The following is a 19,877-nucleotide window of genomic DNA, read 5'->3' as shown; positions in this document are numbered from 1 at the left end:
TGTGCTCAAAGCTTGCCGGCCACTCTGTAGCGGGAGACACCCAGTTCGATCAGCACCTGCAGCTCATGAAGCAGAACAGGGTCCCAAGCATCGAAGTTGAAGCAGGACTTTCCCTGCATCCGCTTCTTCAGGGCCGGGCTGATGTCGGCCAGCAACTCGGGGAAGGTGTAGATGGGCATGAAGTGGAACGAATGCCTGCGAGCCGACGCCTTCACCGCGCCGAAGAACTGCGCCTTGCCCTTGGCGTCTACGTTCCTGCAATTGGCGTAGAAATGATCGTCCTCGTCATGCACGACGAGAAGATCGGTCTTGTAGGGAAGCAATAGATCACGCAGGGCGACGAACAGATCCGTCGCGGCGCCGTCCATGTTGAGATTCGACTGGGCAGCAGGTGCTTGCGGGATTTTCATGGAAGTAGCCCGGAAGGGAGCGCAGCTGGGAGATCGTGCGCAGGTTCTGCTGGGCCAGCCTATCACGGGGCAGTAAGACGGCAGCGGCAGATGGCTATGGACTTATAGCCACGAGCACCTGACCATGGCGCTCCAAGAATACCCCCGCAACCTGGCAGCTCGATGAAAACACTGGCTTTGATCGCACTTTCCCTCTCCATCTGCATCAGCCTGGCGGGTTGCATTGCGCCGTTTCGTGTAAAGGCGCGCGAGTATGCGACGGCCGATATGCCGCCGCCAGAAAAGCGCGATGCACCCGCTCCGTCAGCGCCACCGCAGTGATGCCCCGTCGGTCAGCATCACCCGCAGCAGCGGCATCGATTTAAACCCTTTCCGCGTGGACACTGGCGCGGACGGATTGGCCATATCGCGCAGCATCGTGCCGAAGGCCTCGGTGGTCATCGATGATCGCACTGAAAATACGGGTTCAGACGGTGTCACCACGCTGGACTACAGCACGCGCAACGACGTTGAGATCGGCGGGCTGGATACGCGCACGGGTCCTGTAGTGGTCGATTACAGGAACCGTCCCTTTGATGCGGTTCTGGGTTGGAAGTTCTTTGAAGGGAAGGTGGTCGAAATCGACTACGACCGGCAGCAGCTGGTCGTCCACCGCAATCTGCCGGATGTATCCGGATACACCCGCGCCAACGTCCGCTGGATCGATAATACGCCCGCAATCGAAGTCACGCTCGGCAATGGCGACGCCATCTTCAAACCGTGGCTGGCACTACCAGTACGTTGTCGTGGAGCCGGCCAGCAAGCAGTGGCTGCGCCTTGCGGTCGGCGCCATCGCACTGGCGTGCAGCAGGGCCAGGGCGCGGCGGCTTCAACCTTCCACGGCCTCTTGTGAACGGCGCGCGGTAACAGCACACTCCTCGCCAGCCATTCCCTTCAAGAGACGTCCATGGCCGTTCGCATCACCTGCCTGTGCGGCGCAAATGTCATTGAACTGCACGGTGCTCCCGCTGCGCAGGCGAACTGCCATTGCGCAACGTGCAGGGATTTCTACGGCGTTGCGATGCTCTCGGCCACCGCATGGTCGGCTGGATCGGTGGCCGTTTCAGGAGAGAACAACGCGCGCTTTCAACATCCGTCCAAACAGCTTTCCAAGACCTTCTGCCTGAACTGTGGCGATGTGTTGTTTGGCACCAATCGCCTGGGCATGCGCGTGGTTCCCAACGCTGTGGTTGCCCGAGCTGCTGATGGCGTACTGGATGCAGCGTTTGCGCCAACGATGCATCTGTTCTATCGGGAGCGTGTCATCGACGTTGCAGATGCGCTGCCGAAGTTCCTCGATGGGTGGGACGGCCCGCTTCATGCGAGCCAGGAACATCCGCAGCCATGTCCTGGCCCCTGAAGATGCGAGGAAGCAATTCCATGGATAAATCGTTGGGCAAGATCAAAAGGACTGCGCAGATGAGCTCGCCAATCAGCCAGGAACTGGTACTGGATACGCTCCGGAAGAGCCTTGAAGGCCTGCCCGCGACCAATGGTGTGGGCCTGCCGTTACTTGCAGTCTGCGCAGCATTTGATGACTTCAACGCGCTTTCCATTGGAAGGAAGCTTGATGAGGAAGCGCTTACCAGCCTGTTCCTGGGGCACCTGGGGTCGAGCATCCGCCATGCAAGCTGCATCTGGCCAGCAGGCGACGTTGGCGGCAATCGCATAGGTCTCCGCTGGCTCCATTACAGCCGCCCGGCAGAGAACGTTTTTGGCAGTGACTTTGCGTTGCTTATCGCGGCACCTGGGCAGGACGAGCGCTACCGGTTGGCGGTCTTCCAGGCCAAACGCTGCGATGGGTCTCCTGTTGACCTGAAGAGGGCACCCACCTGGGATCTGGGTGAAAGCCCCGATGGCAATGTGGCTCCACCATCGACCAGCCAGGCCGATAAGGAGCAACAGAACAAGGAATTGAAGGCAAAGCGTGTGGCGGAAGCCGACGCCGAGCTTGAACGCTATCTTGGGTGGTTACAGAAAACAGATGCCGTGCTTACGGCTGACGAGCTTTCGGAGATCGAACAGCGACAGCCTGGCAAATGCTGGCAACTTACCAAACTGGTCATCCTTTCCCTCAGGCTGAGGCACAAGTTCAACAGGCCGGCGGCGGCGAGCGTGAATTATGTGCTGTGGCCAGAGCAGACCGGCAAGCCTGTGACCTATGCGCCCGTGGCCCATGCCAGATTGGAGCGTCTGGTTGAGAGCAACAGACCTGCAACAGCGCCGGTGGCGCAGCAGGATACGGCTTCCGGGGAAACGCTTGGGCGTAGCAGGCAACGTCTGGAACCACCCACAGGCGAGCTTCGCACGCTTCTGATGACGTGGCTGACGGAAGACGGGGGCAGCGGCGACTCCTTGAGCGTGGACGAAGCTGCCGGCGCCTGCCAACTGATCACTGACTGTGTCGGCTCGGTCGCCATCGTCGATCTTCGCAGTTCAGGGCCCGCGCTCACCCTGGATAGCAAGATCGGGCTGGTAGAACCCGCTGCAGCACTGTCCACCTACGAACACGCGTTCGAAGGCACCGGGTACAGGCCCTGATGCAGATGGGCGAAAGGTGCACGGGCTCTGCGATGCTGCAACCCGCATCGTGCGGGTTTCCGCAGAACCGTCTTCGCCCTGCAGGTGCTGGCCTCAGCGGGCATCGGTGGCGCCACCCGAATCATGCAGGCTGCGCAGTCTCTTCTTGTTGATCTTGCCCACACTGGTGCGCTCCAGCGAATCCACAAAGCTGACGCGGTCGGGTATCGCGTAGCGGGAGATATCCCCAGAGCGGCTGCGCGCTGCGACCAGCTCGATGATCTCCGCTTCCGTCACATCACTGCCTTCCTGCCTGACCACCAGCGGCAGCGGTCGCTCACCCCATTTCTCATCGCTGATGCCGATCACGGCGACCTCGTTGACCGCGGGATGCAGGGCAATGATGTCCTCCAGGGCGAGCGAGGAGATCCATTCGCCGCCGGTCTTGATCACATCCTTGATGCGGTCGGCCACGCGCAGGTAGCCGCCGCCATCGATGTTGCCGATGTCACCGGTATGCAGGTAGCCGCCTGCCCACAAGGCCGCCGAAGCATCCGGGTTGTGCAGATAGCCCTGGGTGAGCCAGGGCGTGCGTACCACCACTTCGCCGGTAGCGATGCCATCGTGGGCAACGTCGTTCATGTCTTCGTCCACGATGCGCAGGTCCACCAATGGCACCGGAATGCCGGCCTTGGTGCGCAGTGACAGCTCCTCATCCGGGTCGTCCAGGGCGTGGGCATCAATCTGCGCGACGGTGAGCAGGGGGCAGGTCTCGGACATGCCGTAGCCGCCGAAGATGTCGATGCCACGGGCCAGTGCCTGCTGCGCCAGTGCCCGCGGCAGTGCCGCACCGCCGATGATCACTTTCCAGCTGCGCAGGTCGGTATCGGCCGCAGTGGCATGCCCCAGCAGCATATGCAGGATGGTCGGCACACAGTGCGAGAACGTCACCTTCTCGCGGGCGATCAGCGCCAGCAGCGTGCCCGGCAGATAGCGTCCGGGGTAGACCTGCTTGATGCCCAGCAGCGTGGCCACGTACGGCATGCCCCAGGCGTGGACATGGAACATAGGGGTGATCGGCATGTAGACATCGTCACGGTGCAGGCGCCCTTGACTGGATGCACTGCCGAGCGCGGCCATCGCCGCAAGTGAGTGCAGTACCAGTTGCCGATGGCTGAAGTACACCCCTTTGGGCAGGCCCGTGGTGCCGGTGGTATAGAACGTCGTGGCGCGGGTGTTCTCGTCGAAGTCGGGGAAGTGGGTGATGGGCGTGGCCTCGCGCAGCCCGGCTTCGTACTCGGTCACGAAACCTGCTGGCAGTGGGCCATCCTCTTCGTCCAGCAGCACGCGCGTGCGCAGATCCGGCAGCTGTTCGTCGATGGCTTCCAGCACCGGCAGGAACTCGCGGTTGGCCAGGAGTACCCGCGCGCCGCTGTGATTGAGCGTATAGGCAATCTGCTCAGGCGCCAGGCGGATGTTCACCATCATCAGCACCGCTCCGATCATCGGCACGGCGAAGTAACTCTCCAGGTATCGGTTGCTGTCCCAGTCCATCACTGCCACGGTATCGCCGCGCTTGACCCCCAGCGAGGTCAGCAGCCCGGCCAACTGGCCGATACGCGCCTGCAGGGTGCGGTAGTCGAAGCGCACCTTGTCGCCGTAGACGATCTCCTGCTGCGGACGCACGGCCAGCGGCGTCAGCAGCAGCTGCTTGATCAGCAGGGGATAGGCATGAGCCTCGGCGGCGGACGCGTCTGTAGCGGTGGCGAATGACATGTAAGGACTTCCTGGTGGGCGGCGTGTCAGCGGCTCGGGGTGGCCTGGATCGCGGGAATGGACAGCTGCTCGCGCATCAAGGGCGCTTCCGCGCGAGGGCTCGGCTGGATGAGCGCATCCTTCGGCAGTGCCTGCGTTGGGTCCTCAAGGTGACCCCATACCTGGTCCAGTGCCGCGAACAGGTAGGGCAGCAGCGGCACGTAGCGCTTGCGGTAATCCGGGAAGCCCAGCAGCGAGTCGAAGTGCTGTGCGTGGTTCACCCGCCAATAGGCGATCTGCGCCCCCGCCTTGCGCGCAAATGGCACGTAGCGATCGCTGGTCATGCTGATCGGCACCAGCCCATCGTCGATGCCATGGATCACCACGATCGGCAGGCCGCGACGCGGAGCCTGGGCGGTGGCCGCGGCGATGCCGGCGCGCACACGCCGTGCATCGGCGCTATCGCCATTTCCGAGTGCACGCAGGCAGTTCAGGCCACGCAGGGGGTCAGCTTCCGCGCCGGCAGCATTGCCATCCACCAGCATCACGCCACTGCCCGGCGGAATGCCGCTGCCCTCGCTCCACCAGGTTGCACGCATTTCGGCTGCGGCTGCGGCCGGTGTGCCGTCTGCCCCGGCGGCCGAGAAGCTGTACGCGCAGGGATGCTCGCCAGCACCGTAGCGCCCATAGGCCGACGAATAGGTGGCCGCGATGGCGCGCCACAGATCGAACCCGGTCGAGAACGCACCGGCGCGAAGTGCATCGGAGCTCAAGCCAGTGTCGTGCAGCTGCTGCCGTGCCGACCGTGCCTGTGCCGCGGTGTCATCACCTTGCACCAACCCGGCGGACTTCAGCGTGGCACATCGCTGGGTCCACACCGGCACAGCCTGCGCTCGCATCGGCGGTTGCGGCAGATCATCGTCTGCCAGCAGCGCGCAGGGCATCAGCAACGCGGCCTGGGTGACGAAGTCGTACAGTGGCGGTGCGCCTGCCACCGAGATATTGGGTTCGCCGGCCACCATTGCATCGAACCAGTCGCCTTCGATCTCCGCCGCACGCAGCACGGCGCCACCGCCATTGGATACGCCCACACCCAGTGTGCGCGTGTTGGCTGCCGTGAATGGCGTCGATTCCGGGTAGGCGCGCTCCAGGGCCTGCAGGCCGAACTGCAGCGCCTGCAGCAGATGCCCGCCCCAGTCTGCTTCCGGGTTGTCACCCGAATGGGCATGTTTGAAGGCGATTCCCTGGGTGGCTGCCGCACCCGCAGGAACAAAGGCCAGCGCACCTTGGCTTGCGGGCGTGCCGTCGTCCTGGAAGCCCGTCTTGGCGTCCAGATCGTAATAGTCACTGCCGGCGCCCTTGTCGGTGTAGGCGACGGCGCAGCCGTGGGCCAGGCCCCAGCTGCCGGCAACCGCAATCGCGCCATAGATGCCACGCGAGCCGGAAGACGCAGCGACGAGCAGGCAGCGCCGCGAGGCATCGAAGTTGTCAGGCACCTGCACCAGAACGCGATGGGGCTGGCGTGCGCCAGGAATGCGCGCATAGGCCGAGAACTCGCGGCCGGGTACCGCCTGCAGGCTGCCGTAGACATCGCCAAAGCCACCGCCGGGGGTCAGGTCGGCGATGCCACGCCAGGTGCTCCAGATCGCACGGCGCCGTGCCTCTTCGGCCGTGGGCTGGCCCGGGTTGCTGAAGGCTGGCGCGGCTGCCGAGCGCAGGGCGTCGATATCCAGTCCCGCGGTCAGCAGTTCATCGTTGCCGCGATGCACGGTTTGCCGCCACTGCTCGAACACCGGAACAGCAGTGATAGGGCGGGGCGCGGCAGCCTGGGCGGCGGAAATGCTGCCCACAAGAAGCGGCAGCGTGGCGCACAGCAGCGTAACGGGGCGATGGATGTTCATTGCTCCACCCTAGCAATCCGGGCGGCACACGCCAGCGTACCTTGGTACCCGTGCCCAGGCGCGGACGATTTGCTAACCTCGGCTGGACATGCCGACCCTGCTCATCGCCGACGACCACCCCTTGTTCCGCGCGGCGCTGCATCGCGCGGCCGAAGAGGCGGTGGCGGACCTGCAGATCAGCGAGGCCGATTCGCTGCACAGCGTGCTTGAAGCGATCGAGAGCCAGCAGATCGACCTGATGCTGTTGGACCTGCATATGCCTGGCAACCACGGTCTTGCCGGGTTGGCGACCATCCGTGCACTGCAACCGGGGCTGGCGATCATCATCGTTTCAGCCAATGAAGAGCCGCACGTGATCCGTCGTGCCATCGACCTGGGCGCAGCCGGCTACCTGCCCAAGAGTTCAGGGCTGACCGACCTGCAGTCCGCGCTGCAGACGGTGCTGGAGGGCGAGCGCTGGATTCCGGCGCTGCTGCGCGAGCCGGTGGCGCGGGTCGCGCCCTTCAGCAAGGACGCCGATCTTGCCGCACGCTTGTCCAGCCTGTCCGCGCATCAGTACAAGGTGCTGAGCCTGGTGGCCGAAGGGCTGCTCAACAAGCAGATCGCCGACCGGCTGGGCGTACAGTTGCGCACGGTCAAGGCGCACATGACCCGCATAATGGGCCGGCTGGGCGTGCGCAATCGTGCGCAGGCCATTCGTGTGCTGCACGAGATGGGGCTGACCGATCCCTCGCGGCAGATCGAAGAGACGCAGGACGCCTGACGCCTGGTCAGGCCTTTGCCGTAGCGGCCGTTGCCAGCAGATGGTTGATCGCCCAGCGCAGGGCCAGCGGCTTGAACGGCTTGTTCAGCAGCGACAGGCCCACGCTGCGCACTGCCTCGCGGGTGTCGCTGCCGGTGTCGGCGCTGAGAATCACCGTCGGCCGCGTTCCGTGGACGGCGACAAGGCGCTTCCACAGTGCGACGCCCGTATCGCCATCATCAAGGTGGTAGTCGAACAGCCACAGTGCCGCCTCCTGTGCTGAAGCACCCAGCGCATTGACATCGCGCGCCGCGATGACATCGCAGCCCCAGGAAAGCAGCATCTGTCGCATCGCCTCCAGCGCCTCCGGATCGTTGTCGACCACCAGCACGCGGATGCCCCTGATGCTGCTGTTGCCAGCGGCGGGTTCAGTGCGCGGTGCCGCAGGCGGTACTGCCCGCGCCACGGTGATTGAAAAGGTCGAGCCGCGGTCGAGCACGCTGTGCAATTGCAGCGGCGCATGCAGCAGGTCGGCGATGCGGCTCGCGATGGTCAGACCAAGACCGAGGCCCTGGCCGTTGCTGCGGTCACCACGATGGAATTCCTCGAACACCACCGCCTGCTGCTCCGGCGCGATGCCGGGGCCGCTGTCATGCACGCCGATCGATAGCGCCTGGCCATGCCGACGCACGCCCAGCAGCACGCCGCCATGGCGGGTGTAGCGGATGGCATTGGCCAGGAAGTTCTGCAGCACGCGGCGCAGCAGCAAGGGGTCGCTGTGTACCCACGCACGGGTCCGCACATGGCGGAACTGCAGGCCGCGCGCCGCTGCCAGCACGGCGAACTCCTGTGCAAGCGGGTCCAGTACGGTCGACAGCGCGAACGGGCGCGGATCGGCCACCAGTCCGCCGGCTTCCAGTCGTGAAATATCAAGCAGGCCCGAGAGCAGGTCGTCGGTGGAATCCAGCGCACCACGAATCTGGCGCAGGAAGCTGTCCAGGAACTCCGATTCGATGTGTTGCGACATGGCATCGGTGAGCAGCTGCGCCGCATGCAGGGGCTGGATCAGGTCGTGGCCAACGGCGGTGAGGAAGCGTGTCTTGGCCACGTTGGCCCGCTCGGCTTCATGCACGGCCTGCTCCAGCCGGGCGGTGCGGTCCTGCACCCGGCGCTCCAGGGTTTCGTTGCTGCGCTTGAGCGCGTCCTCTGCCCGACGGAAGGCGGTGACATCGGTGAAGGTGGCCACGTAGCCGCCACCCGGCATCGGGTTGCCGCGGATTTCGACGATGGTGTTGTCCGGGAAGATCCGCTCGGACAGATGCGGGGTACCGCGCCGCATGTGCACCACCCGGCGTTGCAGCGCCTTGTCGCGCGAGTCGCCAGGAGTGTCACCGATCTTCAGCTGTCCCAGCGCCCACGCCGTCAGGTTCGACACCGGCTGCCCCACCTGCAGCAGCTCCGGCGGGAACTTGAACAACGCGGCATAGCGACTGTTCCAGGCCACCAGCTGCAGCTGCGCATCGACCACGCTGATGCCCTGGCTCATGTTTTCCAGCGCGGCCTCCAGCAGCCGCTGGTTGAAGCGCAGCACCTGGGTGGCCTCACCGACCGCGCGGGTGACGGCGTCCAGCGGCGCAGCGCCACCATCGCGGGCCGCCTCCACCAGCAGCCGCGCCATGCCCGCACCGACCACGGCGGTCAGCTCGCGTTCGATGGCGGTGACCCGGTCGTGATCCAGCATCTGCCCGGCATGCCCGTCCATCAGTTGGCGTGCCCGTTCCTGGCCGAGGAAGCGACCGGCCGTCTTGCGCAATGATGCGGCGGCGACCGCGTCGCGCTGCCGAGGCATCGATGGGCGCACCGCACGCGACACCAGCACCACGGTCACCAGGTTGACCGCCAGGCTTGCGCCCATGCTGATGGCGATATGGCCCGGCTGCATGCGCAGCGAGAACATCGCCAGCCAGTGCAGCCCGTCTGGGCTGGCCGACGGCGGCGGGGCGGGGATCACCATCGGCAGCAGCACCAGCCACAGCCAGACCAGTGAGCCCAGCACGATGCCGGCGATGATGGCCAGGGAGGGCGTGCGCGGCCGGTACACCGCCAGCAGCACTGCCGGGGCCAGCTGCGAGAGGGCGGTGAACGACATCAGGCCGAAATCGCTGAGCGCTTCGGTACCGCTCATCGCGCGGCTGTACAGCCACGACATCAGGAACACGGCGAGGATGCCGGCGCGACGGAAGGCCAGCACGCGCGGTCGCAGATCGGCGGTGGTGACGCCGCCATCGACGCCGGCGAACAGCCGCGAGCCCACACCGTGGTTGCCGAGCATGATCGACAGGGTCAGCCCGGACAGGATCATCATGCCGGTGGCCGCGCTCAGGCTGCCCAGGTAGGCCAGCAGCGCCAGCAGGTGGTGGCCGCGTTCCTGCGGCAGGGCCAGTACATACAGGTCGGGCGACACCGAAGACGGCAACTGCGCGGCACCGGCCAGTGCCATCGGCACCGACGGCAGGCCGATCAACAGCAGGTACACCGGGAACAGCCAGCGCGCCGTCTTCAGGTCCGACGACTGGCGCAGTTCGACCACGCCCACGTGGAACTGGTGGGGCAGGGTAAACGCGGCCATCGCACCGAGCGCCACCATGGTCAGGTAGTCCGGCACCACTGCCTGCGGCGGCAGGTGCACCATTTTCTCAAGCAGCGGCGTGCCGGCCTTGTGTACCGACAGCGCGGCATACAGGCCGATGGCCAGCAGCGCGGTCAGCTTCAACAGCGATTCCACGCCCAGCGCGACTACGATGCCGCGGTTGTGTTCGGTCGCCGACGCTTTGCGTGCGCCGAACAACGTGGTGAACGCCGCCATCGTCAGAGCGAACCAGAACGACATGTCCAGCTGCCAGCCGACGGGCGCGAACTGGTCGCCGAGCAAGGCACCAAGGCCCTGGCTGACTGCTTTGAGCTGCAGTGCGATGTAGGGAATGATGCCGAACAGCGCGACCAGGGTGATGGTGATGCCCAGCCCTTGGTCGGCACGCAGCCGTGCGACCACCAGGTCGGCGATGGTTGCACTGTTGTGCTGTTTGGCCAGTCGTCCCAGCCGCACCAGGAACGGCAGGCCGAAGGCAAAAATGAGCGCCATGCCGATCAGTGTCGGCGGAATCGGAAAGCCCCACTGCACGCCCTGCGAGGCGGCCCCGTAGTAGGTCCATGCCGTGCAGTGCACGCCCAGCGACAGCGCGTAGATGGCCGGCCAGACCTTCGACAGCCGATGCCCCTGGCGCTCTCCCCAGAGGGCGACGCCGAACAGCAGCACGGTCCACGCGATGCAGGCGAACAGGACGATGGAGGGCGTCAACATCGCTCCAGTGTAGAGAGAACCGCGGCGGGCGGGCAGCCGGCCGGCGCTAGTCGGCGAGCACGATCAGCGACAGCTGTTCGGCGACCACGGCCACCTCACCGGTGGGGATCACTTCCACCGTCTTGTGCTGGGCCAGCAGCCACTGCCCGGGCCTGCGTGCCTCCAGTGACAGCAGCTGCGAGCGCACCCGCACCTCGGAACCGCTGGACACAGGCGCCAGGAAGCGGACCTTGTTCAAACCGTAGTTGAGTACGTGGGCGATGCCGGGGAAGCCGGCCAGGGCCGCCACGTCGTCCTCGACAGTGAGCGAGAGCAGAAGGAAGCCGTGCGCGATGGTCTGCCCGCCCGGCAAGCCGGTCTGTGCGCGGGCCGGGTCGGTGTGGATCCAGTTGTGGTCACCGGTGGCGTCGGCAAAGGCATCGATGCGCGACTGCGTGATGCCCGTGCTGCCGCTCAGCCGCTCGCTTGCTGCCCATTGCCGCAGTGCCTGCAGGGCAGCAGGCAACTCATCCGTTGAAACGTCGGCAGTCATCGCACACGCTCCAGCAACGCCAGGATCGCATCACGCGCCTCGGGTTCGGACAACATCGGCGCATGGCCCACCTCCGGCACTTCAACGAGGCGGGCAGTGGGCGAGGTGGCTTCCATCTGCCGCGCAACATCGGCAGGCAGGATGTCCGACAACGCCCCGCGGACCACCAGCACCGGCACGCGCGCGGTCAGGCCACGCACCGCGCGCCACAGCACCGGGCGCAGCAGCCACAGCACCCACGGCCGTGTGGTGCGGATCACCGCCGGGTCGTAGTCCAGTTCCAGCAGGCCATCGCTGCGCTGGCGGAAGGTGCGTACCGCCATCGCGCGCCAGTCGTCGGTGGTAAAGCGCGGAAAGGCAGCCTTGCCGATGGATTCCACATACGTCGTGGCCTGTGCCAGGTCCATCGGTGGCACGGGCTTGCCGGCGTACTTGCCGATCCGCGCCAAGGCTTCGCGCGGCACCTTGGGGCCTGCATCGTTCAGCACCGCAGCGGCGATCAGCCCGGGCGCACGCGAGGCGAGGGTGATGGTGACCAGCACCCCTAGCGAGGTGCCGACGAACACCGCCTTGTCGATGTTCTGCGACCGCAGCAGGGCCACCATGTCGTCGGCATATGCGCGCGGGTTGTAGCTGGACGGGTCCAGCGCACGTTCCGAGCCTGCGCGCCCGCGCAGGTCAACGGCGATCACCCGCCAGCCGACGGCGGTCAGCGACTGTGCAAGGGCATCGAAGTCGGCGCCATTGCGGGTCAGGCCCGGGATGCAGACCACCGTGCCACGGGGCGGTTGCCCCGCGCCCGGGGCATGGTCGCGCGCATGCAGGCGCAGGCCATCGTCACTCTTCCAGTACAGATCATCGTAAGACGGTGTCATGCAGACGCTTCCTAGAAATCGTAACGGACGCTGAGGCTATATTGGCGCGGCGGCCCATAGAAACCAATCAGCGTGCCGACCGCCGGGATGTTGTAGCCGGTGGTGCGGTATTCCTTGTCGGCCAGGTTGGTGCCCTGCAGTGAGAACGTCCAAGCATCGTCGAGCTTCCAGATCACGCCGGCATTGACCAGCCCATAGCCATCCTGGCGGATCACCGGGCTCAGGTCGGTGGTTGGCCACACTTCGCTCTGGTAGCTGTAGCTCACCCGTGCGGACAGGTTGCTCCCATTGGCCAGGTCGGTGCGGTATTCCACGTTCAACGCGCCCGAGAAGTCCGGTGCGTTGGTGAATTTCATCTGCTTGGCCACGTTGACGCCACGATCCATGTACTCGTCATACTTGGCGTCCAGCCATGCCAGGTTGCCGGAGATCAGCCAGTGCTGGCTGGGCAGGTACTGGTACTCGATTTCCAGGCCGTTGATGGTGCCGGCGCCGGCATTGGTGAAGTCGCCGAAGAAGGAATCGTCGACGCCGTCGCCATTGGTATCGATGCCGGTGAACACCGACAGCTGGATGTCCTTGTACTTGTTGTGGAATGCCGACAGGTTCAGGAACAGGCGCTGGTCGAGGAAGGCCATCTTGCTGCCGATCTCGAAGCTGTCCACGGTCTCGTCATCGAACGGCTCGGCCGAGCGCGGCACCGCCACAGCGTTGGCGCGGATGTTGTAGCCGCCGGACTTGAAGCCACGCGTGGCCAGGCCATAGACCATGATGTCCGGGGTGATCTGGTAGTCCAGCGACACCTTCGGCGAGACGTTCTTGAAGTTGGTCTTCTTGTCGAAATCGGCGGCGATGGCGATCGGGCGGGTGAACGTCGCATCCGAGTAGAACCGGTTGAGCACGATCGCGCGCTTGTCCTCGTCGGTGTAGCGCGCGCCGACATCCAGCTTGAGGCGGCTGGTCAGGTCGAACGTCCAGTCGGCATAGACCGCGATGCTGTCGGTGAGCACCTTGCCACGGGTGTCACCAAACTGCAGGTTGAAGAAGTTGTTGCGGATCTGGCCACCGGCCTCGCCACTGAACTGGTACACGCCCACCACGCCGCGCACGCGTCCGCCGGCATCGTAGTTCAGCTGCACCTCGTTGCTGACCTGGTCGTCGTGGTAAATGCCACCCACGTCGGCCAGTTTCACCGGCGTGGTGTCGAAGTCGATATTGGCTTCGCTGTCCGATTCGCGCTTGGCCACCACGTACTTCAGTGCAACGTCCTCGCTGGGCCGCCAGTTCACCGTGGCCGAGGCACCCTTGGTCTCCACGCTGTTGAGGTTGCGCATGCCCGAGCGGATGTCGTAGCGGTCATCCATCGGCGGGTAGGCGCGCACGAACGGATTGGGCGCCAGCATCTTAGAGCCACGCATACCGGACTGGTCATCGATCCAGTCCAGGGCGAACTGCACGTCGAAATCATCGCCCGCATAGGCACCCAGGTTGAAGCGTGCAGCATTGATCTGCTTGTCACTCACCGGTTGGTCGGTGAAGGTGTTCTCGCCGAAGCCGTCACGATTCATGCTGGCTACCGCCACGCGCGCACGCAGGCCGCTGTCGGCGCCGCCGATCGGGCCACCGATCGCCGCCTTGGCGTCGAGCTGGCTGTAGTTGCCCACGGTGATCTGGGCAAAGCCTTCGGTCTGGGTGGGCAGGCCGCGCGAGATGTATTTGATGGCACCGCCGATGGTGTTCTTGCCGTACAGCGTACCCTGCGGGCCGCGCAGCACCTCGATGCGCGAGACGTCGAACACGTCCAGCAAGGCACCCTGCGGGCGGGCGATGTAGACGTCGTCCAGGTAGATGCCCACGCCCGGGTCAGCGCCCCAGGTGGGATCGGACTGGCCGACGCCGCGGATGTAGGCCGTGACCGTGCTGCTGGCTCCGCGCGCCGCATAGATGGTCAGGTTGGGCACCTGTCCATCCAGGTCGCTGATGTCCTGGACATTCATCTTGTCCAAGGCTTCGGAAGTGAAAGCGGTGACGGCAACCGGCACCTCCTGCAGGGTTTCCTCGCGCTTGCGCGCGGTCACCGTGATGCTGTCCAGGTTGGTCGCCGAAGCGGTCCGGCCTGCCGCCGGCGTGCCCTGCGGTGCTTCCTGCGCCAGAACCGGCCCGGTGGCCAACAGCGTGCCGATCATCAGGCTCAAGCAATTCCGTTTCATTCGGTCCTCCCCCAAGGCAGATGGCCCATTGCCACCCATGCTGCCTAGGCTAGCGGCGCCGTGGCACACCGGCGAGTGGACCTAGGTCCAGTCGGCAGCGGTCGCCAGATCCGGATACTGGGCGCGTCCCCACCTGGAAGCGCCGTATGTCGTTACTGATCGTACTTGCAGCGCTGGCCTTCCTCATTCTGGTGGCCTACCGCGGTTACAGCGTGATCCTGTTCGCGCCCATCGCCGCACTGGGCGCCGTGCTGCTGACCGATCCCTCGCTGGTGGCACCGATGTTCACCGGCTTGTTCATGGACAAGATGGTCGGCTTCCTCAAGCTCTACTTCCCGGTGTTCCTGCTGGGCGCAGTGTTCGGCAAGCTGATCGAACTGTCCGGCTTCTCCCGCTCCATCGTCGGTGCTGCGATCCGGTTGTTCGGCCCGCAGCGGGCGATGCTGTCGATCGTGCTGGTATCGGGCCTGCTCACCTATGGCGGCGTGTCGTTGTTCGTGGTGGTGTTCGCGGTGTATCCGTTCGCCGCCGAGATGTTCCGCCAGAGCAACATCCCCAAGCGCCTGATTCCGGCCACGCTGGCGGTGGGCGGCTTCAGCTTCACCATGGACGCGCTGCCGGGGACGCCACAGATCCAGAACATCATTCCAACCACGTTCTTCGGCACCGATACCTGGGCGGCACCCGTGCTGGGAACGCTTGGCGGCATGTTCGTGTTGGCGGTTGGCATGGCCTACCTCGAGTGGCGCCGTCGCGTTGCGCTACGCAATGGCGAAGGCTACGGCGATCCGGCCACCCTGGTGAACGAGCCCACGCCGTTCGCCGGCACTCATCTGGCACATGCGGGCATTGCCGTGCTGCCGCTGGTGCTGGTGTTCGTCTCCAACAAGCTGTTTACCCTGGGCATGCCGCACTGGTACGGCGCCGAGCACAGCTTCGTACCGTCGATCATGGGCAGCGCCGCGCCGGTGGTGCAGAACGTGGCGAAGATCACTGCAATCTGGGCGGTGCTGGGTGCGCTGCTGGTGGGCATCCTGTCGGTGCTGGCGCTGGCCTGGCGCCCGGTGGTCGCCCAGTTTGCCGACGGCACCAAGGCGGCGATCGGTGGTGCAGTGCTGGCAGCCATGAACACCGCCTCGGAATATGGCTTCGGCGCGGTCATCGCCGCGTTGCCGGGTTTCATGGTGGTGGCCAACGCGCTGGGCTCCATCAAGGATCCGTTGCTGCACGAAGCGGTGACCGTAACCGGCCTGGCCGGCGTCACCGGCTCGGCATCGGGCGGCATGAGCATCGCCCTCGCGGCAATGTCGGAGACCTTCATCGCCAATGCACAGGCCGCCGGTATTCCGATGGAGGTGCTGCATCGCGTTGCCGCGATGGCCTCCGGTGGCATGGACAGCCTGCCGCACAACGGTGCCGTCATCACCCTGCTGATGGTGACCGGGCTGACCCATCGCCAGGCCTACAAGGACATTTTCGCAGTAACCATCATCAAGACCCTCGCGGTGTTCGTGGTGATCGGCATCTATTACGCCACCGGCTGGGTTTGACAGCGGCGTCGCAGCACCCTCTGGAAGGTCGGTCCACGAGGATTTCCGGTACCACTTCATCCACGACTCATGCATGAGGATCTGGTCATGAAATCTGGAATCGATTCAATCAAGGCGCTGACGCTGCTGCTGTGCACCTGGCTGGCCACGACGGGTGCCGCATTCGCAGCAGGTCCCGCCGGGCATTGGGATGTTGGCCTGTACGGCAATTTGTTCGGCGCCCGCGAGTACCAGGTATGGGTACCCGCCGGCTACGACGAAACGCAGCCGCTGCCCCTGTTGCTGGTGCTGCACGGCTGCGTGACCGGGCCGAACCTGATGGGCGAGGCCTCCGGCTTCAATGAGGTGGCGGATACCGAAGGCTTCATCGTGGTCTACCCGCGGCAGAACGTGACCTCCAATCCGGCACGCTGCTGGAACTGGCAGTTGCCGATCAACCAGGCGCGCGACAGCGGCGAGGCCTCGATCCTGGCCGGCATCGTGGATAAGGTGAAGGCGGGCTACAGCGTTGATCCGCATCGGGTCTACGTCACCGGTATTTCCGCTGGCGGGGCGATGACCTCGATCATGCTGGCCTGCTATTCGGATGTGTTCGCTGCGGGCGCGATCCATTCCGGCGGCATGTACAAGGGCGCGACCACGATCTCCGGCAGCGCCTACGCGCTGTTGGCCGGCAGCATCTACTCACCGGACAGCAACGGGCGGCTGGCCTGGCAGTGCTCGGGTTCGCCGTCACCGCGACCGATCCCGGTGCTGGTGTTCCATGGCACCGCCGACGCCACCGTGAACCCGGTGAATGGACAGCAGGCCGTGCGCCAGTTCCTGCAAACCAATGACCTGGCCGACGATGGCCTGGACAACGACTCGGTGAAGTATGTGCCGACCAACACTTTCCACGGACAGGTGCCGGGTGGGCGTGCCTATACGGTCGACACCTACACCTACGGTGGCAGGACGCTGGTCCAGCATTACGTGGTGCAGGGCATGGGTCATGCCTGGAGCGGCAGCCAGTCCGGGTTGCCGTTCACCGATCCCAAGGGGCCGGATGCCACGCTGATCACGTGGCTGTTCCTGAAGGATCAGCAGCGCTGAATATCGGGGCGCAAGGGTAGGGGAGGCGGCGCCAGTGCGGGAGTGGAGGGCTCCCGCACTGGCGCGCGGCCTCGTCCCGCTCAGCGCTGTGCCAGAAGCTCCTCGCGGATGATCTGTGCGCCCGCGCTGAGCGCGCGCAGTTTGCCTCTTGCCACATCACGCGACAGCGGCGCCATGCCGCAGTTGGTGCTGGGGTAGAGCTTGTCGGCATCCACGAACTTCAGCGCCTTGCGCAGGGTGTTGGCCACGTCTTCCGGCGTCTCCACCGTGCTGGAAGCCACATCAATGGCGCCCACCATCACCTTCTTGCCACGCACCAGTTCGATCAGGTCAATCGGCACGTGCGAGTTGTGGCACTCCAGCGAGATGATGTCGATGCTGGACGTCTGCAGCTTCGGGAATGATTCCTCATACTGCCGCCATTCCGAACCCAGCGTCTGCTTCCAGTCGGTGTTGGCCTTGATGCCATAGCCATAGCAGATGTGCACCGCGGTTTCGCATTTCAGCCCTTCGACCGCGCGCTCCAGGGCGGCTACACCCCAGTCGTTCACTTCGTCGAAGAACACGTTGAATGCCGGCTCATCGAACTGGATGATATCCACGCCGGCGGCCTCCAGTTCCTTCGCTTCCTCATTGAGGATCTTCGCAAACTCCCATGCGAGCTTCTCGCGGCTCTTGTAGTGCGCGTCATAGAGGGTGTCGATCATGGTCATCGGGCCCGGCAGTGCCCATTTGATCGGCTGCGTGGTCTGTCTGCGCAGGAACTTCGCGTCTTCCACAAACACCGGCTTCGGGCGGCTGACAGCGCTCACCACGGTGGGCACGCTGGCGTCGTAGCGATCGCGGATACGGACGGTTTCACGCTTCTCGAAATCGACGCCGTTGAGGTGTTCGATGAAGGTGGTGACGAAATGCTGCCGCGTCTGTTCGCCGTCACTGACAATGTCGATGCCGGCGTGCTGCTGTTCCTGCAGGGACAGGCGCAGGGCGTCCTGCTTGCCTTCATTCAGCGCTTCATCCTGCAGCTTCCAGGGCGACCAGAGCTTCTCGGGCTCCGCCAGCCAAGAGGGCTTGGGCAGGCTGCCGGCGGTGGAGGTGGGGAGCAGTTTCTTCGTCGACATTGCGTCTTGTGTCCTGGGGGCGAATGGAAAATCGATGGATCAGCGGGCGGCCCACTGCTCAAGCGCAGCGCGGTGCGGCTTGATGAAGTGCTCTTCAGTGAACTTGCCCTGCTTGACCGCGAGCTGGCTGCGCTCCTCGCGGTCGTAGACGATGCGGGTGGAGGAGTAGTCCTGATGCTTCAGGCTGGGCTGGTAGACCTTGCCGGCCACGGAATTGGCGTTGTAGATCTCGGGGCGGTAGATCTTCTGGAAGGCCTCCATCGTGCTGATGGTGCCGATCAGTTCCAGGTTCGAGTAATCACCCAGCAGGTCGCCCTGGAAGTAGATCGCCAGCGGCGCGACGCTGCCCGGCGGCATGAAGTAGCGCACCTTCAGCCCCATCTTGTCGAAGTACTGGTCGGTGGGGGAGAACTCGCCTTGCCGGTACTCCACGCCGAGGATGGGATGGTGGTTCTCGGTGCGGTGGTAGGTCTTGCTGCTGGAAACGCTGATGCAGATGACCGGCGCCTTGCTGAAGTTCGCACGGTAGGCCTCCGACTCCAGGAAGTGCTGGAACAGCTTGCCGTGCAGATCGCCAAAGCCGTCGGGAATGCCGAAGGTGGCCTTGCCCTCGTTGCTGGCGGGCAGTACCACGCTGAAATCGTAGTCGCGCACATACGACGAGAAGTTGTTGCCGACAATGCCTTCGGTGCGCGTACCGGTGAGGGTGTCGACGATGGTCGGCCGCAGCACCTCGATCAACGGGAACGTATCGCTGCCGTTGCTGCCATCGATGTGCATTTCCACGGAGATGATGTCCAGCTCGACCACATAGCGGTCCGCGCTCGGGTTGTCCCAGTGCGCGAGGTCGTTGAAGCGGTTGTTGATCATGCCGAGCGTGTTGCGCAGGTTTTCCTGGCGCGATTCGCCGCGGGCCAGGTTGGCGAAGTTGGTGGTGATGCGCGTGCCATCAGCAGGCTGGTAATCCTCGTTGAAAGGAATACGGGTGATGCTGAAGGTGAAATTGTTGGTCGTCATGGGCGGCGTTCCGGTTTGCGGGGTGACACCCGAATGCAGGTCGATGGCATTCGGCATTCAGAGAGCGGCAGCGGCCACAAGGGAAACAGGTGCTGCGCGATGGGAGAGGGCAAGCAACGGCATGGCCCGCTGTACCGCCAGGCGCGCCCGCTGGATCAGCGCTTCGTCGTGTACGCGGCCGTCGGCGAAATCGCGGTCGGTCGCGTAGACGCCCAAGGGCAGGGTGCGGGCCTGGAAGAAGCTGAAGAGCGGCCGCAGCTGGTGGTCGATCATCAGCGCGTGGCGCTCGCTGCCGCCGGTGGCGGCGAGCAGGATAGGGGTATCGACCAGCGCGTCCTGGTCGATGAAATCGAAGAAGTGCTTGAACAGGCCGGTGTACGAACCGCGGTAGACCGGCGTGGCCACCACCAGAACATCGGCCTGCTCGACAGCGGCCAACTGCCGCTCCACGGTCTCGGGCAACTGCGAGCGCCGCAGCGCACCAGCCAACTGCGGCGCCAGCTCACCCAGTTCAATCAGGTGCGGGTCGCAGGGAATGCCTTCGCCGATCAGGTCCAGCAGGTGCTCGGCCAGGGTCGCGGCTCGTGAGGGGCGCTGCAGCCCGCCGGAAACGGCGACGATACGGAGGGGGCGGGTCATCTCTTCGCTTTCAGCAGGGGAGGGGCACCTTCGGGTGATCTGCAAGGGCGCAGTCCTGCAGGCCGGCGGGGTGACCGGGCTGGAGGCATCCAAAGGCATGAGCCGATGCTAGC

At 64.8% G+C, this 19,877-nt stretch carries 16 protein-coding genes; 6 read left to right on the top strand and 10 right to left on the bottom strand.

Annotation, left to right across the window (positions count from 1 at the left end):
- Positions 1-5 precede the first annotated feature (5 nt).
- Positions 6-410, bottom strand: a complete 405-nt coding sequence (locus ACQ5SA_RS01835; RefSeq protein WP_499312282.1) for a hypothetical protein — start codon at positions 408-410, stop codon at positions 6-8.
- A gap of 289 nt (positions 411-699) precedes the next feature.
- Here ACQ5SA_RS01835 and ACQ5SA_RS01830 point away from each other — a divergent pair, with 289 nt between their 5' ends.
- Genes ACQ5SA_RS01830 through ACQ5SA_RS01820 form a run of 3 tightly spaced genes read left to right on the top strand, consistent with a single transcriptional unit; the run spans position 700 to position 2,990 of the window.
- On the top strand, positions 700-1,302 hold the full coding sequence (locus tag ACQ5SA_RS01830; RefSeq protein ID WP_499312280.1) for an aspartyl protease family protein: 603 nt from the start codon (positions 700-702) through the stop codon (positions 1,300-1,302).
- 54 nt (positions 1,303-1,356) lie between these two features.
- Positions 1,357-1,809, top strand: coding sequence for a GFA family protein (locus ACQ5SA_RS01825; protein ID WP_499312279.1), 453 nt, complete (start codon positions 1,357-1,359; stop codon positions 1,807-1,809).
- Between the two features lie 20 nt (positions 1,810-1,829).
- Positions 1,830-2,990, top strand: coding sequence for a hypothetical protein (locus ACQ5SA_RS01820; RefSeq protein ID WP_499312278.1), 1,161 nt, complete (start codon positions 1,830-1,832; stop codon positions 2,988-2,990).
- Positions 2,991-3,083: 93 nt separating this feature from the next.
- Here ACQ5SA_RS01820 and ACQ5SA_RS01815 read toward each other — a convergent pair whose 3' ends face one another.
- Positions 3,084-4,745 carry a fatty acid--CoA ligase gene (locus ACQ5SA_RS01815; protein WP_499312277.1) on the bottom strand — a complete coding sequence of 554 codons (1,662 nt, stop codon included), beginning with the start codon at positions 4,743-4,745 and terminating at the stop codon, positions 3,084-3,086.
- 26 nt (positions 4,746-4,771) lie between these two features.
- Positions 4,772-6,625, bottom strand: a complete 1,854-nt coding sequence (locus ACQ5SA_RS01810; protein ID WP_499312273.1) for a 3-hydroxybutyrate oligomer hydrolase family protein — start codon at positions 6,623-6,625, stop codon at positions 4,772-4,774.
- A gap of 88 nt (positions 6,626-6,713) precedes the next feature.
- Here ACQ5SA_RS01810 and ACQ5SA_RS01805 point away from each other — a divergent pair, with 88 nt between their 5' ends.
- Entirely contained in the window at positions 6,714-7,388 is a 675-nt protein-coding gene (locus ACQ5SA_RS01805) for a response regulator transcription factor (RefSeq protein WP_499312271.1), read from the top strand.
- A gap of 7 nt (positions 7,389-7,395) precedes the next feature.
- Here ACQ5SA_RS01805 and ACQ5SA_RS01800 read toward each other — a convergent pair whose 3' ends face one another.
- The 4 genes from ACQ5SA_RS01800 to ACQ5SA_RS01785 are packed head-to-tail and all read right to left on the bottom strand — an operon-like array spanning position 7,396 to position 14,345.
- A complete protein-coding gene (locus ACQ5SA_RS01800; protein WP_499312269.1) occupies positions 7,396-10,728 on the bottom strand; it encodes a hybrid sensor histidine kinase/response regulator in 3,333 nt (1,110 codons plus the stop codon).
- A 46-nt stretch (positions 10,729-10,774) separates the two neighbouring features.
- Entirely contained in the window at positions 10,775-11,260 is a 486-nt protein-coding gene (locus ACQ5SA_RS01795) for a MaoC family dehydratase (protein WP_499312266.1), read from the bottom strand.
- A complete protein-coding gene (locus ACQ5SA_RS01790; RefSeq protein ID WP_353102063.1) occupies positions 11,257-12,135 on the bottom strand; it encodes an alpha/beta fold hydrolase in 879 nt (292 codons plus the stop codon). The genes ACQ5SA_RS01795 and ACQ5SA_RS01790 overlap by 4 nt, the downstream gene beginning before the upstream one ends.
- A gap of 11 nt (positions 12,136-12,146) precedes the next feature.
- Positions 12,147-14,345, bottom strand: a complete 2,199-nt coding sequence (locus tag ACQ5SA_RS01785; RefSeq protein WP_499312263.1) for a TonB-dependent receptor — start codon at positions 14,343-14,345, stop codon at positions 12,147-12,149.
- Between the two features lie 146 nt (positions 14,346-14,491).
- On the opposite strand from ACQ5SA_RS01785, the gene ACQ5SA_RS01780 reads away from it, so the two are divergent.
- Together ACQ5SA_RS01780 and ACQ5SA_RS01775 are read left to right on the top strand one after the other, a co-directional pair.
- Complete coding sequence (locus ACQ5SA_RS01780; protein WP_499312261.1) at positions 14,492-15,895, top strand: GntP family permease; 1,404 nt, start codon at positions 14,492-14,494, stop codon at positions 15,893-15,895.
- 87 nt (positions 15,896-15,982) lie between these two features.
- Complete coding sequence (locus ACQ5SA_RS01775; protein ID WP_499312259.1) at positions 15,983-16,987, top strand: extracellular catalytic domain type 1 short-chain-length polyhydroxyalkanoate depolymerase; 1,005 nt, start codon at positions 15,983-15,985, stop codon at positions 16,985-16,987.
- Positions 16,988-17,067: 80 nt separating this feature from the next.
- On the opposite strand, the gene ACQ5SA_RS01770 is transcribed toward ACQ5SA_RS01775, so the two are convergent.
- Genes ACQ5SA_RS01770 through msuE form a run of 3 tightly spaced genes read right to left on the bottom strand, consistent with a single transcriptional unit; the run spans position 17,068 to position 19,764 of the window.
- Positions 17,068-18,108, bottom strand: a complete 1,041-nt coding sequence (locus ACQ5SA_RS01770; protein ID WP_499312257.1) for a methionine synthase — start codon at positions 18,106-18,108, stop codon at positions 17,068-17,070.
- Between the two features lie 39 nt (positions 18,109-18,147).
- Entirely contained in the window at positions 18,148-19,125 is a 978-nt protein-coding gene (locus ACQ5SA_RS01765) for a DUF1852 domain-containing protein (protein ID WP_499312255.1), read from the bottom strand.
- 57 nt (positions 19,126-19,182) lie between these two features.
- Positions 19,183-19,764 carry an FMN reductase gene (msuE, locus tag ACQ5SA_RS01760; protein WP_499312254.1) on the bottom strand — a complete coding sequence of 194 codons (582 nt, stop codon included), beginning with the start codon at positions 19,762-19,764 and terminating at the stop codon, positions 19,183-19,185.
- Positions 19,765-19,877: the final 113 nt, after the last annotated feature.

It is taken from the genome of Stenotrophomonas indicatrix (assembly GCF_050573115.1).
Lineage (GTDB): Bacteria > Pseudomonadota > Gammaproteobacteria > Xanthomonadales > Xanthomonadaceae > Stenotrophomonas > Stenotrophomonas lactitubi_A.
Note: the sequence above shows the minus strand (reverse complement) of the source record. Positions and strands in the feature narration are given on the sequence as shown.